The 17,010-nt window shown below is 72.3% G+C and carries 20 protein-coding genes; 10 read left to right on the top strand and 10 right to left on the bottom strand.

The window, feature by feature from the left end:
• Positions 1 to 76: 76 nt before the first annotated feature.
• Positions 77 to 631, bottom strand: a complete 555-nt coding sequence (locus AB0C36_RS11315) for a DinB family protein (RefSeq protein WP_358352453.1) — start codon at positions 629 to 631, stop codon at positions 77 to 79.
• A gap of 116 nt (positions 632 to 747) precedes the next feature.
• Between AB0C36_RS11315 and AB0C36_RS11310 the strand changes: the two genes are divergently transcribed.
• Positions 748 to 2,061, top strand: coding sequence for a HEAT repeat domain-containing protein (locus AB0C36_RS11310; protein WP_358352452.1), 1,314 nt, complete (start codon positions 748 to 750; stop codon positions 2,059 to 2,061).
• 423 nt (positions 2,062 to 2,484) lie between these two features.
• Here AB0C36_RS11310 and AB0C36_RS11305 read toward each other — a convergent pair whose 3' ends face one another.
• The gene (locus AB0C36_RS11305; protein WP_358352451.1) at positions 2,485 to 3,633 is read right to left on the bottom strand and encodes an FAD-dependent oxidoreductase; all 1,149 of its coding nucleotides are present in this window, start codon (positions 3,631 to 3,633) and stop codon (positions 2,485 to 2,487) included.
• A gap of 53 nt (positions 3,634 to 3,686) precedes the next feature.
• On the opposite strand from AB0C36_RS11305, the gene AB0C36_RS11300 reads away from it, so the two are divergent.
• The 3 genes from AB0C36_RS11300 to AB0C36_RS11290 are packed head-to-tail and all read left to right on the top strand — an operon-like array spanning position 3,687 to position 4,857.
• Positions 3,687 to 4,379 carry a TetR/AcrR family transcriptional regulator gene (locus tag AB0C36_RS11300; RefSeq protein ID WP_358352450.1) on the top strand — a complete coding sequence of 231 codons (693 nt, stop codon included), beginning with the start codon at positions 3,687 to 3,689 and terminating at the stop codon, positions 4,377 to 4,379.
• Positions 4,376 to 4,705: a hypothetical protein gene (locus AB0C36_RS11295; protein WP_358352449.1), complete on the top strand. Its 330-nt coding sequence runs from the start codon at positions 4,376 to 4,378 to the stop codon at positions 4,703 to 4,705. The genes AB0C36_RS11300 and AB0C36_RS11295 overlap by 4 nt, the downstream gene beginning before the upstream one ends.
• Complete coding sequence (locus AB0C36_RS11290; RefSeq protein WP_358352447.1) at positions 4,666 to 4,857, top strand: hypothetical protein; 192 nt, start codon at positions 4,666 to 4,668, stop codon at positions 4,855 to 4,857. The genes AB0C36_RS11295 and AB0C36_RS11290 overlap by 40 nt, the downstream gene beginning before the upstream one ends.
• A 51-nt stretch (positions 4,858 to 4,908) precedes the next feature.
• On the opposite strand, the gene AB0C36_RS11285 is transcribed toward AB0C36_RS11290, so the two are convergent.
• Both AB0C36_RS11285 and AB0C36_RS11280 read right to left on the bottom strand, forming a co-directional pair.
• On the bottom strand, positions 4,909 to 5,310 hold the full coding sequence (locus AB0C36_RS11285; RefSeq protein ID WP_358352445.1) for a hypothetical protein: 402 nt from the start codon (positions 5,308 to 5,310) through the stop codon (positions 4,909 to 4,911).
• Entirely contained in the window at positions 5,231 to 5,395 is a 165-nt protein-coding gene (locus AB0C36_RS11280; protein ID WP_358352443.1) for a hypothetical protein, read from the bottom strand. The genes AB0C36_RS11285 and AB0C36_RS11280 overlap by 80 nt, the downstream gene beginning before the upstream one ends.
• A 282-nt stretch (positions 5,396 to 5,677) precedes the next feature.
• Between AB0C36_RS11280 and AB0C36_RS11275 the strand changes: the two genes are divergently transcribed.
• Positions 5,678 to 6,115: an ArsR/SmtB family transcription factor gene (locus AB0C36_RS11275; protein WP_358352442.1), complete on the top strand. Its 438-nt coding sequence runs from the start codon at positions 5,678 to 5,680 to the stop codon at positions 6,113 to 6,115.
• Entirely contained in the window at positions 6,112 to 7,191 is a 1,080-nt protein-coding gene (locus AB0C36_RS11270; protein WP_358352440.1) for a TIGR03086 family metal-binding protein, read from the top strand. Before AB0C36_RS11275 ends, AB0C36_RS11270 begins: the two co-directional genes overlap by 4 nt.
• Positions 7,192 to 7,314: 123 nt before the next feature.
• On the opposite strand, the gene AB0C36_RS11265 is transcribed toward AB0C36_RS11270, so the two are convergent.
• On the bottom strand, positions 7,315 to 7,992 hold the full coding sequence (locus AB0C36_RS11265; protein ID WP_358352438.1) for a maleylpyruvate isomerase N-terminal domain-containing protein: 678 nt from the start codon (positions 7,990 to 7,992) through the stop codon (positions 7,315 to 7,317).
• 188 nt (positions 7,993 to 8,180) lie between these two features.
• On the opposite strand from AB0C36_RS11265, the gene AB0C36_RS11260 reads away from it, so the two are divergent.
• A complete protein-coding gene (locus AB0C36_RS11260) occupies positions 8,181 to 9,044 on the top strand; it encodes an arylamine N-acetyltransferase family protein (protein ID WP_358352436.1) in 864 nt (287 codons plus the stop codon).
• Between the two features lie 118 nt (positions 9,045 to 9,162).
• Here the strand turns inward: AB0C36_RS11260 and AB0C36_RS11255 are convergent, their stop codons facing one another.
• Genes AB0C36_RS11255 through AB0C36_RS11245 form a run of 3 tightly spaced genes read right to left on the bottom strand, consistent with a single transcriptional unit; the run spans position 9,163 to position 12,468 of the window.
• Positions 9,163 to 11,607, bottom strand: coding sequence for an ATP-binding cassette domain-containing protein (locus AB0C36_RS11255; protein WP_358352434.1), 2,445 nt, complete (start codon positions 11,605 to 11,607; stop codon positions 9,163 to 9,165).
• Entirely contained in the window at positions 11,604 to 12,014 is a 411-nt protein-coding gene (locus AB0C36_RS11250) for a VOC family protein (protein WP_358352432.1), read from the bottom strand. Before AB0C36_RS11250 ends, AB0C36_RS11255 begins: the two co-directional genes overlap by 4 nt.
• 10 nt (positions 12,015 to 12,024) lie before the next feature.
• Complete coding sequence (locus AB0C36_RS11245) at positions 12,025 to 12,468, bottom strand: helix-turn-helix transcriptional regulator (RefSeq protein WP_358352430.1); 444 nt, start codon at positions 12,466 to 12,468, stop codon at positions 12,025 to 12,027.
• A 203-nt stretch (positions 12,469 to 12,671) separates the two neighbouring features.
• On the opposite strand from AB0C36_RS11245, the gene AB0C36_RS11240 reads away from it, so the two are divergent.
• The 3 genes from AB0C36_RS11240 (at position 12,672) to AB0C36_RS11230 (ending at position 15,091) form a co-directional block, all read left to right on the top strand.
• Entirely contained in the window at positions 12,672 to 13,169 is a 498-nt protein-coding gene (locus tag AB0C36_RS11240; protein ID WP_358352428.1) for a SigE family RNA polymerase sigma factor, read from the top strand.
• Positions 13,162 to 13,626 carry a hypothetical protein gene (locus tag AB0C36_RS11235; RefSeq protein ID WP_358352426.1) on the top strand — a complete coding sequence of 155 codons (465 nt, stop codon included), beginning with the start codon at positions 13,162 to 13,164 and terminating at the stop codon, positions 13,624 to 13,626. The genes AB0C36_RS11240 and AB0C36_RS11235 overlap by 8 nt, the downstream gene beginning before the upstream one ends.
• 139 nt (positions 13,627 to 13,765) lie before the next feature.
• Positions 13,766 to 15,091 (top strand): mannosyltransferase family protein, encoded by a 1,326-nt coding sequence (locus tag AB0C36_RS11230; RefSeq protein ID WP_358352425.1) that lies wholly within the window; start codon positions 13,766 to 13,768, stop codon positions 15,089 to 15,091.
• A gap of 39 nt (positions 15,092 to 15,130) precedes the next feature.
• Here the strand turns inward: AB0C36_RS11230 and AB0C36_RS11225 are convergent, their stop codons facing one another.
• Together AB0C36_RS11225 and sigJ are read right to left on the bottom strand one after the other, a co-directional pair.
• A complete protein-coding gene (locus AB0C36_RS11225; protein WP_358352423.1) occupies positions 15,131 to 15,733 on the bottom strand; it encodes a hypothetical protein in 603 nt (200 codons plus the stop codon).
• 25 nt (positions 15,734 to 15,758) lie between these two features.
• Complete coding sequence (gene sigJ / locus AB0C36_RS11220; protein WP_358352422.1) at positions 15,759 to 16,640, bottom strand: RNA polymerase sigma factor SigJ; 882 nt, start codon at positions 16,638 to 16,640, stop codon at positions 15,759 to 15,761.
• Between the last annotated feature and the right edge of the window lie 370 nt (positions 16,641 to 17,010).

Raw genomic sequence — 17,010 nt, 5'->3', positions numbered from 1 at the left:
GCGGCGCGGTCGCGCGGGCCGGATACCGGTGTTGCGGTGCGCGCGACCGCGCCGCGCTACCGGGGCGCGAGGCGCGCTACTGGCCGACGCGTCCGTCGATGCACTCGCGGAGCAGGTCCGCGTGTCCGCAGTGGCGGGCGTACTCTTCGATCCGGTGCACCATCAGCTCGCGAACGGCGATGCGGTCCTTGCCCAGCCGCTCGCCGAGGTCCGGGTGTTCGGCCAGGGCGGCGTCGGTGGCGGCCTGCTCGCGGGCGAGGTCGGCGTACGCGGCCTCGACCATCCCCGGATCGGCCGCGACCGCGTCGAAGTCACCGCCCTTGCCGTAGAGCTTGGGCAGCGGCTCGCCGATCCAGCCGCGCCAGTCCCGCTCGACCTCGGCGAGGTGCCGCAGCAGCCCGAGCAGCGACATCGTGGACGGCGGGACCGACCGGCGGGCCAACTGCTCGGCGTCGAGCCCGTCGCACTTCATGCGCAGGGTCAGGCGGTAGTCGGCCAGGTACTCCTGCAGCGTCGCCAGTTCCCCGTCCGGGCTGGGGCCGTCGCTGTTGCGCGGGTCGTCGCCCGGGTCGATCCACATGTCGGGGTAGACGTTCGCCTGGGTCCAGCGCTCGGGTCGCTCGTCGCTCATCTCCCCAGCTTCACCGGTGCGCCTCCGCGCCCGCCACCGCATTTGCGCGCGGCGTCGGTGGGACGCGACATCATGTCGCCCGAAGAGGGCCGAGCGCATCGCATCGAGGACTACAAATGGCGACGGACCATGTGGACGGGCTCATGCGTGACTTGGGGGATCCGGAACGCCGCGGTGCGGCCGTGAACACGCTGGTCGCCCTGGCCGGCGACGCCGTGCCGGCGCTCCTACGGGAGCTCACGCGCGAGGCCGCACCTCCCTCGTGGTACGCGTGCGGCACGGTGCTCGGCGAAATCGGCATGACCGGGTTCGACCAGGTCTTCGAAGCCTTGGTCGCGGCGCGTACGCCGGAGGCCCGGCACCGGATCGGCCGGGTCTTCGGCGGCTACGGCCTGCCCGCATTGGCGCAGTACACCGCGGCGCTTCGCCACCCGGACCCCGACGTACGGAGCCGTGCAGCGAACGCCATCGGGCATTGTGGCGAGGACGCGTTGTCGGCCGCCGAGACGCTGCTCGGATTGCTGGCCGACCCGGACCGGGAAGTCGCCTCGTCCGCGGGGGCAGCACTGGTGTTCCTGGGGGACGGGGTCGTACCGCTGCTCCAGCGGGTCCGCCGCGACGGACCTGGCCGGCTGCGGCCCCGGGTGCTGCCGGTCCTGGCCGACATCGGCGGTGAGGCTGTGCTCCCGACGCGGGATCTGCGGGCCGTCGAACGGCTGATCCGGATCAAGCTGCTCGACGACCGGCCGCAGCCTTCGCACGCCTGTTGGATGAACTGGCTCGCCGTCTCGAGCGGCGACCAGGCAGGCATCATGGACGCTTTGGACTTGACCGATCCGAGACCCGTGACGTTCGCCCTGGGCAATGACATCGTCGACGCCGACGGACACGGCCGCCACGACGAGGACCACGACTGCTTCGACCGGGTCTTCGTCACCCCCGAACTCGACGGCTGGACGTTCGTGATGGGCAGTTGGTGCGATCCCGGCGACGCCGAGCGCAGCGATGACGTCCTGCGCTTGTGCCTGCTGCTCAGCGCCCGTTTCGGCAAGGCCCAGGCTTACTACTACGGCGCGCAGGGCGACGGCTCGGGCTGGCTGATCGCCGAGAACGGCGCCGTCGTACGGCGGTACTGCGAAACCGGCGACGCCGACGACGAGTTGCTGACCCTGGGCGACCCGCTGCCGCTGGAACGTCTCCGGCGCGAGGAACTGGGGCTCGCGCCCGACTGGCACGCCGCCGAGGAGGAGCAGGACGCCGAAGACGCGTGGAAGTCGGCGGCGTTCGGGCTCGCGCCGGAGGTCGCCGCCGCCTACGGCATCAGCCCCCTCGCCATCGGACCGGACACGCCGGTACGCGGAACAGGCGTGGTGGCGCTGACCCCATACGCCACCAACACCCTGTTCCCCGCAGGAGCCCACCCGATCTGACAGAACCTGCGACCGCCCGCCGACCGCCGCGTCCGTGCGAAGGCCTTCCTGTGAGTGTCGACTACTGCTGGCAAAGCGTTCCCGGCCCTTGGTCGCAGTCCAGGTCACCGCAGCAACTGTGGGAGCTGTTCCGGGCGCGGGACCTGGTCGAGGGCCCTGCGTCCTTCACCGTCCAGGGCAGGTGCTCGCTGATGCGCTTCGTGCTGACCACGGTGGCGCCGGACGACACCGCCGCGGGCCTTCCGCTCTTCGGCGGCACCGTGCTGCGGGAGGGGGTCGAGGACCCGGTGTTCGGCCTTGTGGGTATCCCTGTTCTCCCTCACCCCCGTCCAGGTGCGGGAAGCCGCCGACTTCCTCGCGCGGGCGCGCCTGGAGCGGTGGGCGCTCGAACTGCGGCCGCAGAGTGGTCGTGCTCGGCGGCGGTCAGTGGGGTTGGAGGTTGTCGAAGAGGGCCAGGGCGTCGGCGGGGTTTGGGCTGACGAGGCGTTCGAGGCCGGCGGCGGTGAGTTCGGCCCACCGGGCGGCCCTGGCCCACGAGTGTTCCTCGAACGCGCGGACGGCCGCGTCCAGTTCCGCGGGGTCGGGGCTGGCGGCGATGGCCTCGGCGAGTTCGGCGCCTTCCAGCATCGCGAGGTTCGCGCCCGCCCCCAGCGGGGGCATCAGGTGCGCGGCGTCGCCCAGGAGTGTCACGCCCCGGGTGTGCGTCCAGGTGTGGCCCACGGGCAGGACGTGGAGGGGGCGGCGGACGAAGGCGGTGCCGCGGCGGAGCAGGTCGAGGACGGGGTCGGCCCAGCCGTCGAACAGCGCCAGCAGGCCCGCCAGTACGGCCTCGGCGTCGGACGGGGCCGGGCCGAGGTCCGGGGTCGGGTCCGGGGCCGACGGCGGGTCCAGCGGTGCGCGGAACTGGGCGTACACCTTGACGTGGCCGCCGCTGTTGCGCTGGGCGACGACGGCGCGGTTGACGCCGTACACAGCCACGGAGCCGTCGCCGACGAGCCGGGCGAGGTCGGGGTGGCGGGTGTCGACGTCGTCGAGCGAGGTCTCGACGAAGGTGACGCCGGTGTAGTGCGGTGTCACCGGGGACACGGCCGCGCGGACCCGGGACCACGCGCCATCCGCGCCGACCACGAGGTCGAAAGCCTCCTGCCGTCCGTCCTCGAAGTGCACCAGTACGCCGTCCCGGTGCCCCGGGACCACCCGCGTCACTCCCCGCCCCCACTGGACGTCGAGGTCGCCGAGCAGCAGGTCGCGCAGGTGTCCGCGGTCGATCTCGGGATTGGCGCGCTCGCCCGGGCGCGGCTGCCAGTCGCGCAGGACGGTCCCATCGCTGTCCAGGATGCGCATGGCTTGCCCCTCGGGGCGGGCCATCGCCTGGAACTCCGCCAGCAGCCCGGCCTTGTCGAGCGCGAGTTGGCCGAGGCCTTCGTGCAGGTCGAGAGTGCCGCCCGGAGGACGGGCGTCGCGGGCGGGATCGCGTTCGAGGACGGTGGCGTGGTGGCCGTGGCGGTGCAGGACGCGGGCGAAGGTGAGGCCGGCGGGGCCGCCTCCCACTACGGCGATACGGTGTCTCATGTCGATACACTGTATTTCCCAATGACGGCGTATCGCAACAGTACGGTGTACCCATGACTGTGTGGGACCGCCCTGAGCCGCCGACCCGACCCGCCCCGCTCGACCGCGATCGCATCGTCGCCGCCGCGATCGCATTGGCCGACGAGGGCGGCCTCGACGCGGTCTCGCTGCGCAAGGTCGCCGCCCGCCTGGACGCCGGCCCGATGCGCCTGTACGGATACATCTCCACCAAGCAGGAGCTGTTCGACCTCATGCTGGACGCCGTCTATGCCGAGGTCCTGCCCGAGGAGCGGCCCCGCGACTGGCGGGAGGCGCTGCGCGTCCTCGCCGTCCGCACCCGGCAGGCCGCTCTGCGCCATCCGTGGCTGGCCGACCTGCTCGGCGGCCGCCCGACCCTGGGCCCGAACGCCCTTGCCGTGTCGGAGGCCACGCTGTCCGCACTCGACGGCGTCACCGACGTCGACACCGGCATGCGCGCCGTGGAGACGGTCAGCGCCTACTACATCGGCGCGATCAGGCGCGAGGTCGCGAACCTGCGGGCCGAGCACGCCACCGGCCTGTCCAAGCACGACTGGCAGCGCGCCCACGGACCGCACGTGACGAACATGCTCGCCACGGGCCGCTATCCGGCGCTCGCCAAGGCCGTGCACGACGGCGCGGACGTGGACTCCGAGACCTCCTTCGCCACCGGCCTGGACTGGGTCCTCGACGCCGTGGCCGCCAAACTCACCCACCCGCCGTCATGAGGCCTGCCGACGTGACGCCCGCCGAAGCGGCGCTCGGAAACGCCGCACGCCTGCTCCGGGAGGAACTGCTCCGCGATGGCAGGCCGCTGAGAGACCTGGTCGCGCAGGACGCCTGGAAGGCGTTTCTGCGGTTCGCGCGCATCCCCTTCGACACCCCGGGGACGACCGACTGCGACGGACTGCCCTTCCAGTACGGCACGTACGCCTTCGACGGCCCGCCCACGTTCCTGCTGGATTTCACCCGGCAGTTCGAGTCCGTCGACGAGCACGGCGGCCACGAGTCCAGGTGCACTGCGAAGTCCGGTTCTCCCCCACCCCGGCGCTGAGCGAACTGGGCGGCTTCAGCTCCTGGTTCTTCCCCGACGGCGGTGACAGCCTCGACGCGTGGGCGACCGGCCTGACGACGACACCCGCATGGTCGATCGTTGCCGCGCACACCCCGAACGGGATCGTCGTGGCCGTCGAAGACGCCTGCTGAGCGAGGGCGACGACGGCGGGCCCGGCGGGCATCCTGGGCGTCCCTCGGGCGCTACGCGGCGGCCAGGCGCTCGGCTGCGGCAGCACGTACGTCGGCGACTTCCATCGGGTCGTCGCGGAGCTCGGTGACGCGCGCCCGGGTCGTGCGGTTGTCCGGGGCGTGGGCGATGCCGAGGAGCCGGGCCTGCTCCTGGCAATCCCACAGGGACTCCGTGTGGGCGTAGTTCAGGCCCGCTGTCGCCCCGATCGCGGTGAGCGCCTCCAGGTAGACGGCCCGTGCGTAGGAGTGCGGGGTGTGCAGCCAGAGTCGGCGCAGGTCCGGCGCGGCGGGTGCGGCGGCCGCGCCGAACCGAGCCAGTCGCCGCGCGGTGGCCTCAATCCCGGCGGATCCCGTCGTACACGAACGCCGCAGCCGCCGAAGGGTCCTGCACGGCCCGCACGGCGCCCAGGCCACGCCCGCGTTGCAGCAGCCCTTCGAGGGCGTCGGGGTGGGCGTAGGAGTCGGGTTGGGCGTGGAACAGCGCGTCTTCGTCGTTCATCGTCCGGAACGATGCCCGACCGGACGCCCCGCCGCCACGCGATATGCGCCCGGCGCGGGGCGGCGCGGGCCCACGAGCAAACAGCCGCCCCATACGCGCCGACGCGGCCGCGCACCGGGGGCCGCCGAACCAGAGCCGCCGTACGGCGCGGGCCGCCGCCGGCGGCCGGTCTGGGGCTGGTCGCGGGTATTCAATCGATCGGTTGACCACGGGGCGGCCGGGCCGTAGGCTGTATTTAACCGGCAGGTTGAATAGGCGTAGGCGAAAGTGTGAGGTGCGGGAATGTCCGACGACCGGCTGTCCCGGGTGTTCGCGGCACTGGCCGACCCCACCCGGCGCGACATCGTCGCGCGCCTGGCCGCGGGCGACGCCACCGTCAACGAACTCGCCGCCCCGTACGACGTCACCGTCCAGGCCGTCTCCAAGCACATCAAGGTCCTGCAGGACGCCGGCCTCGTGAGCCGCAGCCGAGACGCGCAGCGCCGCCCCTGCCACCTGGAGGCCGAGGTCTTCGACCTCATGACCAAGTGGATCGAGCGCTACCGGCGCGAAGCCGAGGACCGCTTCCGCCGCCTGGACGCCGTCCTCGCCCGGATGGACGACCAGGGCGACTCGGGCGACCAGGGCGACCCGCCCGGCCGAGCCGACGGCCGGACCGACGGCCGGACCGACACCCCGCCGGACGACCGGCCCGCAGCCACGGAGGAAGCGGCATCATGACCACCACGGACCACGACAATCCCGGCACCGACCACGACACCGGCCGCCGGGAAACCCGCATCACCGCCGACCCCGCGCAACCCACGATCGTGATCACCCGCGAGTTCGACGCCCCGCCCTCGCACGTGTTCCGCGCGTACACCGACCCCGACCTAGTCGTCCAATGGCTCGGCCCGCGCCGGCTCACCATGCACATCGACCGCTACGACGCCCGGACCGGCGGCTCCTACCGCTACGTGCACACCGCCGACGACGGCACCGCGTACGGCTTCCGCGGCGTCTTCCACGAAGTACGCCCCAGCACCCGCATCGTCCAAACCTTCGGCTACGACGGCTCACCGGACAACGTCAGCCTGGAGACCACCGCGTTCCTCGACCTCGGCGGCCGCCGCACCCGGGTGACCACCACCTCCCTCATGCAGTCCGTCCAGGCCCGCGACGCCATGCTCGCGAGCGGCATGGACCGCGGCGTCCGCGAAGGCCACGAACGCCTCGACGAACTCCTCGCCCGCGACGCCGCCCCGCGCACCCCGGCCGACGAACACCGCCGCATCGCCCGCACCTTCACCGACCGGGTACGCGGCGTCCCGCCCACCGCCTGGGACAACCCCGCCCCGTGCGAGGGCTGGGTCGCCCGCGACGTCGTACGCCACCTCGTCGAGTGGTTCCCGGCCTTCCTGAAGTCCGGCGCGGGCGTCGACCTGCCCGCGGGCCCCTCCGCCGACGACGACCCGGTCGCCGCATGGACCGTGCACAGCGACGCGGTGCAGGCCCTCCTCGACGATCCCGAGACCGCCACCCGCACCCTGGCGAACCCGCACATCGGCGAAGTCCCGCTCGACCAGGCCGTCGACCGGTTCTACACCGCCGACGTCTTCCTGCACACGTGGGACCTGGCCCGCGCCACCGGCCAGGACGAAACCCTCGACGCCGCCAAGTGCGCCGAACTGCTGGACGGCATGCTGCCCCTCGACGAGGTGCTTCGCGCCAGCGGCCAGTACGGCCCCCGGACGCAGGTGCCCGACGACGCCGACGTCCAGACCCGCCTGCTCGCCTTCATCGGCCGAGCCCCCTGACCTGACGCGCGACCCGGCCAGGCCCGGTCAGGCTCGGCCTCGCCCGGTTGGGCCAGGCCGTGGGACGCCGAAGGCCCGGGAGGCGGCGCGCCTGGGGCCGGGCGCCTGGGCTGCGGGGAAGCGTCAGCCGAGGACGAACGGCAGCCTCGCGGCCAACCCGCCGTCCGCGCCGCCGCCCTCGGTCGCCAGCCGGGAACTCTCCTCGGCGGTCGGCGCGCGGCGGCCGGTACCGACCAGCAGCGCGTCCGCGTCCGAGAACGACGTCGGGAACGCCGCCCCCGCGAGCTCCTCCAGCATCGTGCGCGAACGCGCCAGACCCGGCGCCGGCGGCGGCGACACGTCCGACAGGTGCGCGGCCAGGTCGAGGTGGTGCAGCGTCCACTCCAGGACGTACGCCTCCAGGTAGTCCCCCGCCGTGAGCACCTGGTCCTTCGTCCCCACCAGGCCGCGCGGGTCCGCGAGTTCCGCGGCGCGCCCGGCCGCGGAGCCCACGTCGTCGAGGTGGAACTTCAGCAGCCACGGCTCCTGGTACGCCGCCGCGAGCCGCACGGTCAGCGCGTCCAGCGGATCGTCGCCGGTCGGCGCCTGCACCAGCTCCCAATACGTCACCGCGTTCCGCGTCGGCGCCGCGTCGGCCGGCGTCGCCAGCGTGATCAGCACGTCCTGCGCGTCGATCACCAGATGGCACACCAGGTCCCGCACCAGCCAGCCCGCGCAACCCGACGGACGGGCGAAGTCCTCGTCCGAAAGGTCCGCGACCGCCGCCCGCAAGGCCGCCCACGAACTCGAGAAGAGATCCACCCCGGCACGCTAACAGCCACCGGACCTGCCCGGCTGCCCGCGGGCGCAGCGCGCCGGGCCACGGATTCGGGTCGCCGCGCTCCCGGTCACCGTTCGGTTCTTCGTTCCGGTTCGCCGAGTCGTCTCAACCGCGCTCGTCCGCGCCGCCGGTTCACGCTGCCGGTTCACGCTGCTGGTTCACTGGTCCCGTGACCAACGCTCTCTGGCGCGTCGACCTGCTCGACCTCGACGGCTACCTCGCCCGGCTCGCCCTGCCCGTCCGCGAACCGGGCCGGGCCGCGCTCGACGAACTCCACGAGGCGCACGTACGCACGTTCACGTTCGACAACATCGACGTCGTCCTGGGCAGCCACCCCGGTGTCGACCTCGACGCTGTCCAGAAGAAGTTCGTGGGACGCGGCCGTGGCGGCTACTGCTTCGAGCACGCCACCGTCTTCGCCGCCGCACTCGAACGCCTCGGCTACGACGTACGCCGCCATCTCGGACGCGTCGGCGATCCGGCCGACGGCACCCAGCAGGGCCGCACCCACATGGTCGTCGAGGTCCGCCTCGACGGGCAGCGGCTGCTGTGCGACCCCGGCTTCGGCATGAGCCTGCTGCGGCCGGTCCCGATCGCCGACGGCGCCGGCGACGAACACCTCGGCTGGCGCTACCGCATCGACGCCGCGGACGGCAGCGGCACCGGCGGCAGCGGCACCGGCGGCAGCGGCGGCTGGGAGATGCGGCGGTGGCGCGACGACGGCTGGCAGATGATGCACACCACTGACGAACTGCCCGTCCTGCCCGTCGACGTGGTGATCGGCCACCACTACACCGCCACCCACCCGGCCTCGCACTTCGTTCGGACCCTGATGGTCGCCCGCCACCTGCCCGACCGGCACGTCACCCTCACCGAGGCCACCGTGACCGTACGCCGGGCCGGCGCCCCCACCGAGCACCGCCCGCTCCGCGACGGCGAACTCGCCGACTGGCTGCGCGTCCTCGCCGTGCCGCTCACCGGCGACGAGGAGGGGCGGCTCCTGACCTGGGCCGCCGCGCACCGCCCTACCTGACTGCCCCGCTTGACCGACCCGCCGCCCGACCGACCGGCTGAATCGCCGACTCACCGGGCGGCCGGTCGGTGAGTCGGCCGGTCCGCGGGGGCCTCAGGCCCCCACGTACTGCGGGGCCTCAGGCCCCCACGTACGCCGCGAGGTGCTCGCCCGTGATCGTGGACCGCCCCGCCACCAGATCGGCCGGCGTGCCCTCGAAGACCACCCGCCCTCCGTCGTGGCCCGCGCCCGGACCCAGGTCGATGATCCAGTCCGCGTGCGCCATGACCGCCTGGTGGTGCTCCACCACGATCACCGACTTCCCCGAGTCCACCAGCCGGTCCAGCAGCCCGAGCAACTGCTCGACGTCCGCCAAGTGCAGGCCCGTCGTCGGCTCGTCCAGGACGTACACCCCGCCCTTCTCGCCCATGTGCGTCGCCAGCTTCAACCGCTGCCGCTCGCCGCCCGACAACGTCGTCAGCGGCTGCCCGAGACTGATGTAGCCCAGCCCGACATCCGCCAGCCGCCCCAGGATCGTGTGCGCCGCCGGCGTACGCGCCTCGCCCGCACCGAAGAACTCCTCCGCCTCGGCCACCGACATCGCCAGCACCTCGCTGATGTCGCGGCCCCCGAAGCGGTACTCCAGCACGGACCCGTCGAACCGCTTCCCCTCGCACACCTCGCAGGTGCTCGCCACCCCGGCCATCATCGCCAGGTCCGTGAACACCACGCCCGCGCCGTTGCAGTTCGGGCACGCACCCTCGGAATTCGCGCTGAACAGCGCCGGCTTGACCCCGTTCGCCTTCGCGAACGCCTTGCGGATCGGCTCCAGCAGACCGGTGTACGTCGCCGGGTTGCTCCGCCGCGACCCCTTGATCGCGCTCTGGTCCACCGACACCACGCCGTCACCCGCAGCACCCGCAGCGGCCGCGGCGCCGCGGCCCGAGCCCTTCATCAGCGACCCGTACACCAGCGAACTCTTTCCCGAGCCCGCCACTCCCGTGACGACCGTCAGCACCCCGAGCGGGATGTCGACGTCCACGTCCTGCAGGTTGTTCGTCGACGCGCCCCGGATCGACAGCTTCCCGCGCGGCGTCCGCACCGACTCCTTCACCGCCGCCCGATCGTCGAAGTGCCGGCCGGTGACCGTGCCGCCCGTCCGCAGCCCCTCCACCGAACCCTCGAAGCACACCGTCCCGCCCGCAGACCCGGCCCCCGGACCCAGGTCCACCACGTGGTCCGCGATCGCGATCGTCTCCGGCTTGTGCTCCACCACCAGCACCGTGTTGCCCTTGTTCCGCAACCGCAGCAGCAACTCGTTCATTCGCTGGATGTCGTGCGGGTGCAACCCGATCGTCGGCTCGTCGAACACGTACGTGGTATCCGTCAGCGACGACCCCAGGTGCCGGATCATCTTCACGCGCTGCGCCTCACCACCCGACAGCGTCCCGGACGGCCGCTCCAGCGCCAGGTATCCGAGGCCGATCTCCACGAACGAGTCCAGCGTCTGCCGCAACGCCGCCAGCAGCGGCGCCACCGACGGCTCGTCGAGCCCGCGCACCCACTCCGCCAGGTCGCTGATCTGCATCGCGCACGCGTCGGCGATCGACACCTTCCCGATCTTCGACGAACGTGCCGCCTCCGTCAGCCGCGTCCCCTCGCACTCCGGGCACGTCGTGAACGTCACCGCACGCTCCACGAACTCCCGGATGTGCGGCTGCATCGACTCCTTGTCCTTGGACAGGAACGACTTCTGGATCTTCGGGATCAACCCCTCGTACGTCAGGTTGACGCCCTCCACCTTCACCTTCACCGGCTCGTGGTAAAGGAAGTCCTGCATCTCCTTCTTGGTGAAGCGGCGGATCGGCTTGTTCGGGTCCAGCAGGCCCGACTCCGCGTACACCCGCACCGTCCAGAAGCTGTCCGACTTCCAGCCCGGGATCGTGAAGGCGCCCTCCGAGAGCGACTTCGAGTCGTCGTACAGCTGCGCCAGGTCGATGTCCGACACCGACCCGCGCCCCTCGCACCGCGGACACATGCCGCCGGTACGGCTGAAGGTCGCCTTCACCGTCTTCTTGTTGCCGCGCTCCACGGTGATCGCACCGCTCGCGCGCACCGACGGCACGTTGAACGAGAACGCGTTCGGCGAACCCGCGTACGGCTTCCCCAGCCGGCTGAACAGGATCCGCAGCATCGCGTTCGTGTCCGTCACCGTGCCCACCGTCGACCGCGGATCCGATCCCAGCCGCTGCTGGTCCACGATGATCGCCGTCGTCAGCCCCTCCAGCACGTCCACCTCGGGCCGCGCCAGCGTCGGCATGAACCCCTGCACGAACGCGCTGTACGTCTCGTTGATCAACCGCTGCGACTCCGCCGCGATCGTGTCGAACACCAGCGAGCTCTTCCCCGAACCCGACACCCCCGTGAACACCGTCAGCCGGCGCTTGGGGATCTCGATGCTCACGTCCTTCAGGTTGTTCACGCGCGCGCCGTGCACCCGGATCAGGTCATGGCTGTCGGGATCGACCGGCGCCTGCGCCGACGGCGCGTCCGGCTTCGCCGCCGACCTGCGGGGCCTCGTCATCGCATTTCCTCGATCCGGATCAGGTTCCCGAACGGGTCGCGGAACGCGCAGTCGCGCACACCGTAGGGCTGGTCCGTCGGCTCCTGCACCACTTCCGCGTCCCCTGCCTGCAACCGGTCGAACGTCGCGTCCAGGTCACGCGTCGCGAAGTTGATCCCCGCGAACGTGCCCTTCGCCATCATCTCCACGATCACGCGCCGCTCCTCCTCGGTGATCCCCGGATCCGCGGCCGGCGGGTGCAGCACGATCGACGTCCCCGGCTGCCCCACCGGGCCCACCGTGATCCACCGCATCCCCTCGTAGCCGACATCGTTGCGCACCTCGAACCCGAGCGTGTCGCGGTAGAACGCCAACGCCGCCTCCGGGTCGTTCTGCGGCAGGAACGAAGAATGAATCGTCAGGTCCATGCCGCTCACGCTAACCGCGGCCCGACCCCTGTGCTTCTCGATTCCTGACCGGACGCGTCACCTGTTTCGCCACGCACGACGGCATCCCCTCCGTCGCCTGCGCGGCCCGCTGCCGGTACGCACTCGGCGGCATCCCCACCAACTCGGCGAACCGTGTGCTGAACGTCCCCAGCGACTGGCAGCCCACCGCGAAGCACACCTCGGTGACGCTCATGTCGCCCCGGCGCAGCAAAGCCATCGCCCGTTCGATACGCCGCGTCATCAGATACCCGTACGGCGACTCCCCGTACGCCTGCCGGAACTCACGGCTCAGATGCCCCGCCGACATGTTCGCGCCACGCGCCAACGCCTCGACGTTCAGCGGCTGCGCGTACTCCCGGTCTATCCGATCCCGTACGCGACGCAGCCGCACCAGGTCGAGCGCACGCTGCTCGGGGGAGGGTCTGCCGGTCACCCACCCGATCCTGCCACACGGCCCGGACAGCACCCCCGCAGAACATCCCAAATCAACACCGCGGAAACACCGCCGCCGCTCGGGCGCCGACCTCCGTCTGCCGATGTGGCACAGGTCACGCCGCGCCGGCGCGACCTGTGTAGACCGGACCACCCGCGCCGGGCGTATGCGCAGTGAGTTCAGCGAAGACCCGGGAGCCGTGCTTGACCATCGAGGAGTTCGAAGAGTTCTACGCGCACGCCGCCGCCCGCCTCACCGGCCAGATGTACGTCATGCTCGGCGACGCCCAGGAAGCCCAGGACGTCGTCCAGGAGGCGTTCGTCCGCGGCTGGAGCCGACGCGCCCAACTCGACCGCAACGCCCAACCAGAGGCCTGGATCCGCACCGTCGCCTGGCGCCTCGCCGTCAGCCGATGGCGCGGCCGCCGCCGCACCGAGGCCGCCTGGCGACGCACCGGCGCACCACCCGCGGTCGACGGCCCCGGCCCCGAAACCGTCGCCCTCGTCGCGGCACTGCGCGAACTCCCGCCCCGCCAACGCCGCACCCTCACCCTGCACTACCTGTGCGACCTGACCGTGGAACAGATCGCCGCCGAGACCGACACGTCCGCGAGCACCGTGAAGACACACCTCGTCCGCGGACGCGCCGCACTCGCACGCATCCTCCAGGACCCGCGCATTGAGGAGGCCCCCGGTGCCTGAGGCCCCTGACGACCGGACCGACCCGCCCCACCCCGACAACGCGTACGACCCGCTGCGCGCCGCCTTCCACCGGGCCGGCGCCCACGGCGAGGCCGGCGCCGACCCCGCACCCCTCGGCCACGTCACCGCCCGCGGCGACCGCCTGCGCCGACGACGCGCCCTCACCCAGGTGGCCGCGGCCGCCGTCTTCCTCGCCGGTACCGGCATCGCCGCCGCGGCCCTCGCCCCCGGCGACGGCCACGCGCCCCCCGCCACGCCCCCGTCCGTTTCCGACACCTCGTGGCCCGCCACCGAACCCCCGTCCGCAATCCCCACCGGCCCCCGCACCGGCGTGCCCGGCAGCCCCACCTCCGAGACCCTGTCCCCCGACGGCGCGTCCACCACCACGACCACATCGGGATCGACCTCCGGAACAACCACCGCACCGGGCGGCATCCCGACCTCGCAGAACCCCTAGCCCGCCCAGGTCCAGCCCGGCCCCCCAGCCCGGCCCCTGGGCCTGGCCCCGTTCCCGCCCCCTCGAACCACCCGCAGCGCACCCACCCACACCGCCCGCGGGCGATGACGCACGCCCTCACCCGCCCAGGAGCCCCGCCGTGACCCTCACCCCACCGCGCACCCCACCCGCCCGACCGGCGCCCACCACGCCGCACCGATCGGGCGACCGCCCGGAAGCCCGCCGGAAACCACGGACCGCCCCAACCGGACCGGCCGCCGCACTCCTCGCCCGCATACCCCGGCTCGACCGCGACGTCCTGTGGCTCTACTTCCTCACCCGCATCGCTCTGTGGACCACCGCGTACGCCACCCGCCACATCTTCCCCGCCGACGGCGACGCCCGCCACGCCGAAACCACCCTTTCCGCCTGGGCCCAATGGGACTGGGTGCACTACATGCACATCGCCCGCGACGGCTACTTCCCCGACACCCCCGGACCCGATCTCCGCCCCGGCGACGAAGGCTGGGACAACCGCGAGGCGTTCTTCCCCGGCTTCCCTCTCCTGCTGCGCGCCGTCCACACCGCCGTCCCGAACTGGACCGCCGCCGGACTCCTCATCTCCCTGGCCGCCGGAGCCGTCGCCGTCCTCGCCCTCGCCCGCATCGCCCGCCACCATTTCGGCGACGACCGCACCGCCCGCCTGGCCGTCCTGTTCCTGCTCGTCTCCCCGTGCGCCGTCTTCCTCGCCGCCGGCTACACCGAAGCCCTCTTCCTCGCCCTCGCCCTGCCCGCATGGCTCGCCGCACTCCGCGGCAACTGGCCGCACGCCGCACTACTCGCCTGCCTCGCAAGCTCCGTACGCGTCAGCGGCCTGTTCCTCACCGCCGCACTCGCCGTCCACTACGCCACAACCGCCACCACCGAAGCCCGCCGCCGCAAAGCCACCGCACACCCCCGACGGCCCGCCGAACCCCGGCCCTCACCCTGGCGCCACCTCCCCTGGCTCGCCCTCCCCGCGCTCCCCCCGGCCCTCTACACCTGGTACCTCCACACCCGCACCGGCGACTGGATGGCCTGGAAACACGCCGAGGAACGCGGCTGGCACCGCCGCTTCCACGCCCCCTGGGACGCCTGGCAGACCACGTGGAACGCCGCCTTCGACAACACCTACCCCACCGGCTACGCCGTCGAATGGCAGGCCGAACTCCTCGCCATGGCCGTCGGCGTCACCCTCGCGACATTCCTCCTCGTACGCCGCCGCTGGGCCGAAGCCACCTACGTCGCCCTCAGCCTGTGGGCCCTCGGCACCTCCTACTGGTACATGTCCATCCCCCGCGCCACCCTCCTGTGGTGGCCCCTGTGGATCATGCTCGCCGCCGCCGCACACCGCCGCCCGTACGCCAAAACCGCCTACCTCGCCCTCACCGCCCCACTGTCGACCCTGCTCGCCGCCACCTACCTCTCCGGCCGCTGGGCAGGCTGACCCCGGCCACCTCCACCGCGCACCAAGCGCCACAAAACATCACAAACCAAACCCCCGCGCCACCCGCTCCACCAACGTGTCCTCCTCCACCCCTGGATCGACCACCACCGAGCGCAGGCCGAGACGCCGCGTCTCCTCCGCGAGCCGATCCGTGAACAACCGGTCCCGCTCCCGCAAATTGCGCTCCGCCCGCACCGGGTCCCCCGTCCGACTCGAGATGTCCCCCGCCGACCCCCGCCCCGCAAACGCGGCAGCCCGAAACGCCGGCGTCGGCAGCAACCACACCGCCCGCGACGGGTCCGCGAGCAACGGCGCCACCAGACGCGGCAGCAACCGGAACCCCTCCACCACCACCCGCGAATCCGCAGGCAAGGCACGCAAGTCCTCGACGATCAACCCGAACGCCTCACCGCGAAACCAGTGGAACGTCTCGAGCATCACTTCCGGCGAACGCTCCACCCACCGTTCGTCCATGCTCATCGCCGCGAACGCCGCCAAATACGGGGCATCCGCCCGCGAACTCCGCGCCGCGTGATCACCCATCACATCGTCGGTCGCATACACCCGCAGACCGAACCGCTCCGCCAGCCGCCGGGCGACCGTCGATTTGCCGCCGCCGCTCCCGCCGCCGAGCCAATACACGTCCCGCGGCAACCCCGGCACCGCGTCACGCCTCCGGCAGTGCCGGGATTGCCAGCTCCGCCAGCCGGTCCGGATCCGCCAGGAGGTTGATCTCCACCACCCGCCCGTCCGCCACCTCGAACGACATCACCGAGAACGCCGTCCCCTCAGGCGCCGTCACCAGCCCGTACGCACCGTTCACCAGCGCCAGCCGCGAATACGGCGCGAACTGCGTGAACGTCAGTGCCTGCTGCGCCACCGCCCGCGCCCCCGACACCAACCGCGACACGCCGCCCACCGCCGCCGCACCTGTGTCCGCCCGCAAGACCACATCCGGATCCAGCACCGCCAACAGCGCCTCGAAGTCCCCCGCGCGCGCCGCCTTCAAGAACGCCCCCACGACCTCACGCTGGCGCCCCCGGTCGACCTCCTCCCGCGGCGTACGCCCCTGCACCTTCCGCCGCGCCCGGCTCGCCAACTGCCGTGCCGACGCAGGAGTGCGATCCACGATCGGCGCGATCTCCTCGAACGGCACCTGGAACATGTCGTGCAGCACAAACGCCACCCGCTCCACCGGCGGCAGCGCCTCCAGCACCACCATCAGCGCCAGCCCCACCGAATCCGTCAGCATCGCCGCGTGCTCCGGATCCACCGAGTCGTCCCGGTCCACCACCGGATCCGGCACGTACACCTCGAGCGCATCCTCACGACGCGACTTGCGCGACCGCAGCATGTCCAGGCACACCCGCCCGACCACCGTCGTCAGCCAGCCCCCGAGGTTCTCCACCCCCGACACATCGCTGCGGCTCAACCGGATCCACGACTCCTGCACCGCGTCCTCGGCCTCGCTCACCGACCCCAACATCCGGTACGCCACCGCCCGCAGATGCCCCCGGTTCTCCTCGAACCGCTCCGCCAGCACGTCCATCGGTCCCACCACAGCGCACCCATCCCCTCGTCACGCACCAGACCGACGGCCACACAGACGCAACCGCCTCACAAGATCATCAGCGATCCGCGGCCCGACCGACATCCACAGAGCGCGGCACCGCCCAGCCGGCCCCGCCGCCGTCCCCCGTTCGACGCAACCGCCCGCCTTCGCCCCACACCCCCGCAACCACGCCCCGAAAACCCCATCTGACCAGCACAAACATCCCGCGACCCGAACCCACGTCTAGGCCGTCCCGGCTAACCCGCCGCGCTGCGCCGCCGCGCCCTCCGCGCTTGTCTGGGCTCACCGACGCGACCGACGTCCCACCGGTCGCCCATCCGACACGACACGCACGGCAACACGCCCC

Source organism: Streptodolium elevatio, from assembly GCF_040649515.1.
GTDB classification, from domain to species: Bacteria; Actinomycetota; Actinomycetes; order Streptomycetales; family Streptomycetaceae; genus Yinghuangia; species Yinghuangia elevatio.
The sequence above is the reverse complement of the archived record's forward strand: the minus strand, read 5'-3'. Positions and strand labels throughout refer to the sequence as shown.

Coding starts and splice junctions, on each gene's coding strand:
- AB0C36_RS11255 (WP_358352434.1), bottom strand. CDS start 11,607: ATGACGAGGCCCCGCAGGTCGGCGGCGAAGCCGGACGCGCCGTCGGCG.
- AB0C36_RS11315 (WP_358352453.1), bottom strand. CDS start 631: ATGAGCGACGAGCGACCCGAGCGCTGGACCCAGGCGAACGTCTACCCC.
- sigJ (WP_358352422.1), bottom strand. CDS start 16,640: ATGGACGTGCTGGCGGAGCGGTTCGAGGAGAACCGGGGGCATCTGCGG.
- AB0C36_RS11270 (WP_358352440.1), top strand. CDS start 6,112: ATGACCACCACGGACCACGACAATCCCGGCACCGACCACGACACCGGC.
- AB0C36_RS11295 (WP_358352449.1), top strand. CDS start 4,376: ATGAGGCCTGCCGACGTGACGCCCGCCGAAGCGGCGCTCGGAAACGCC.
- AB0C36_RS11280 (WP_358352443.1), bottom strand. CDS start 5,395: ATGAACGACGAAGACGCGCTGTTCCACGCCCAACCCGACTCCTACGCC.
- AB0C36_RS11275 (WP_358352442.1), top strand. CDS start 5,678: ATGTCCGACGACCGGCTGTCCCGGGTGTTCGCGGCACTGGCCGACCCC.
- AB0C36_RS11250 (WP_358352432.1), bottom strand. CDS start 12,014: ATGGACCTGACGATTCATTCTTCGTTCCTGCCGCAGAACGACCCGGAG.
- AB0C36_RS11310 (WP_358352452.1), top strand. CDS start 748: ATGGCGACGGACCATGTGGACGGGCTCATGCGTGACTTGGGGGATCCG.
- AB0C36_RS11300 (WP_358352450.1), top strand. CDS start 3,687: ATGACTGTGTGGGACCGCCCTGAGCCGCCGACCCGACCCGCCCCGCTC.
- AB0C36_RS11305 (WP_358352451.1), bottom strand. CDS start 3,633: ATGAGACACCGTATCGCCGTAGTGGGAGGCGGCCCCGCCGGCCTCACC.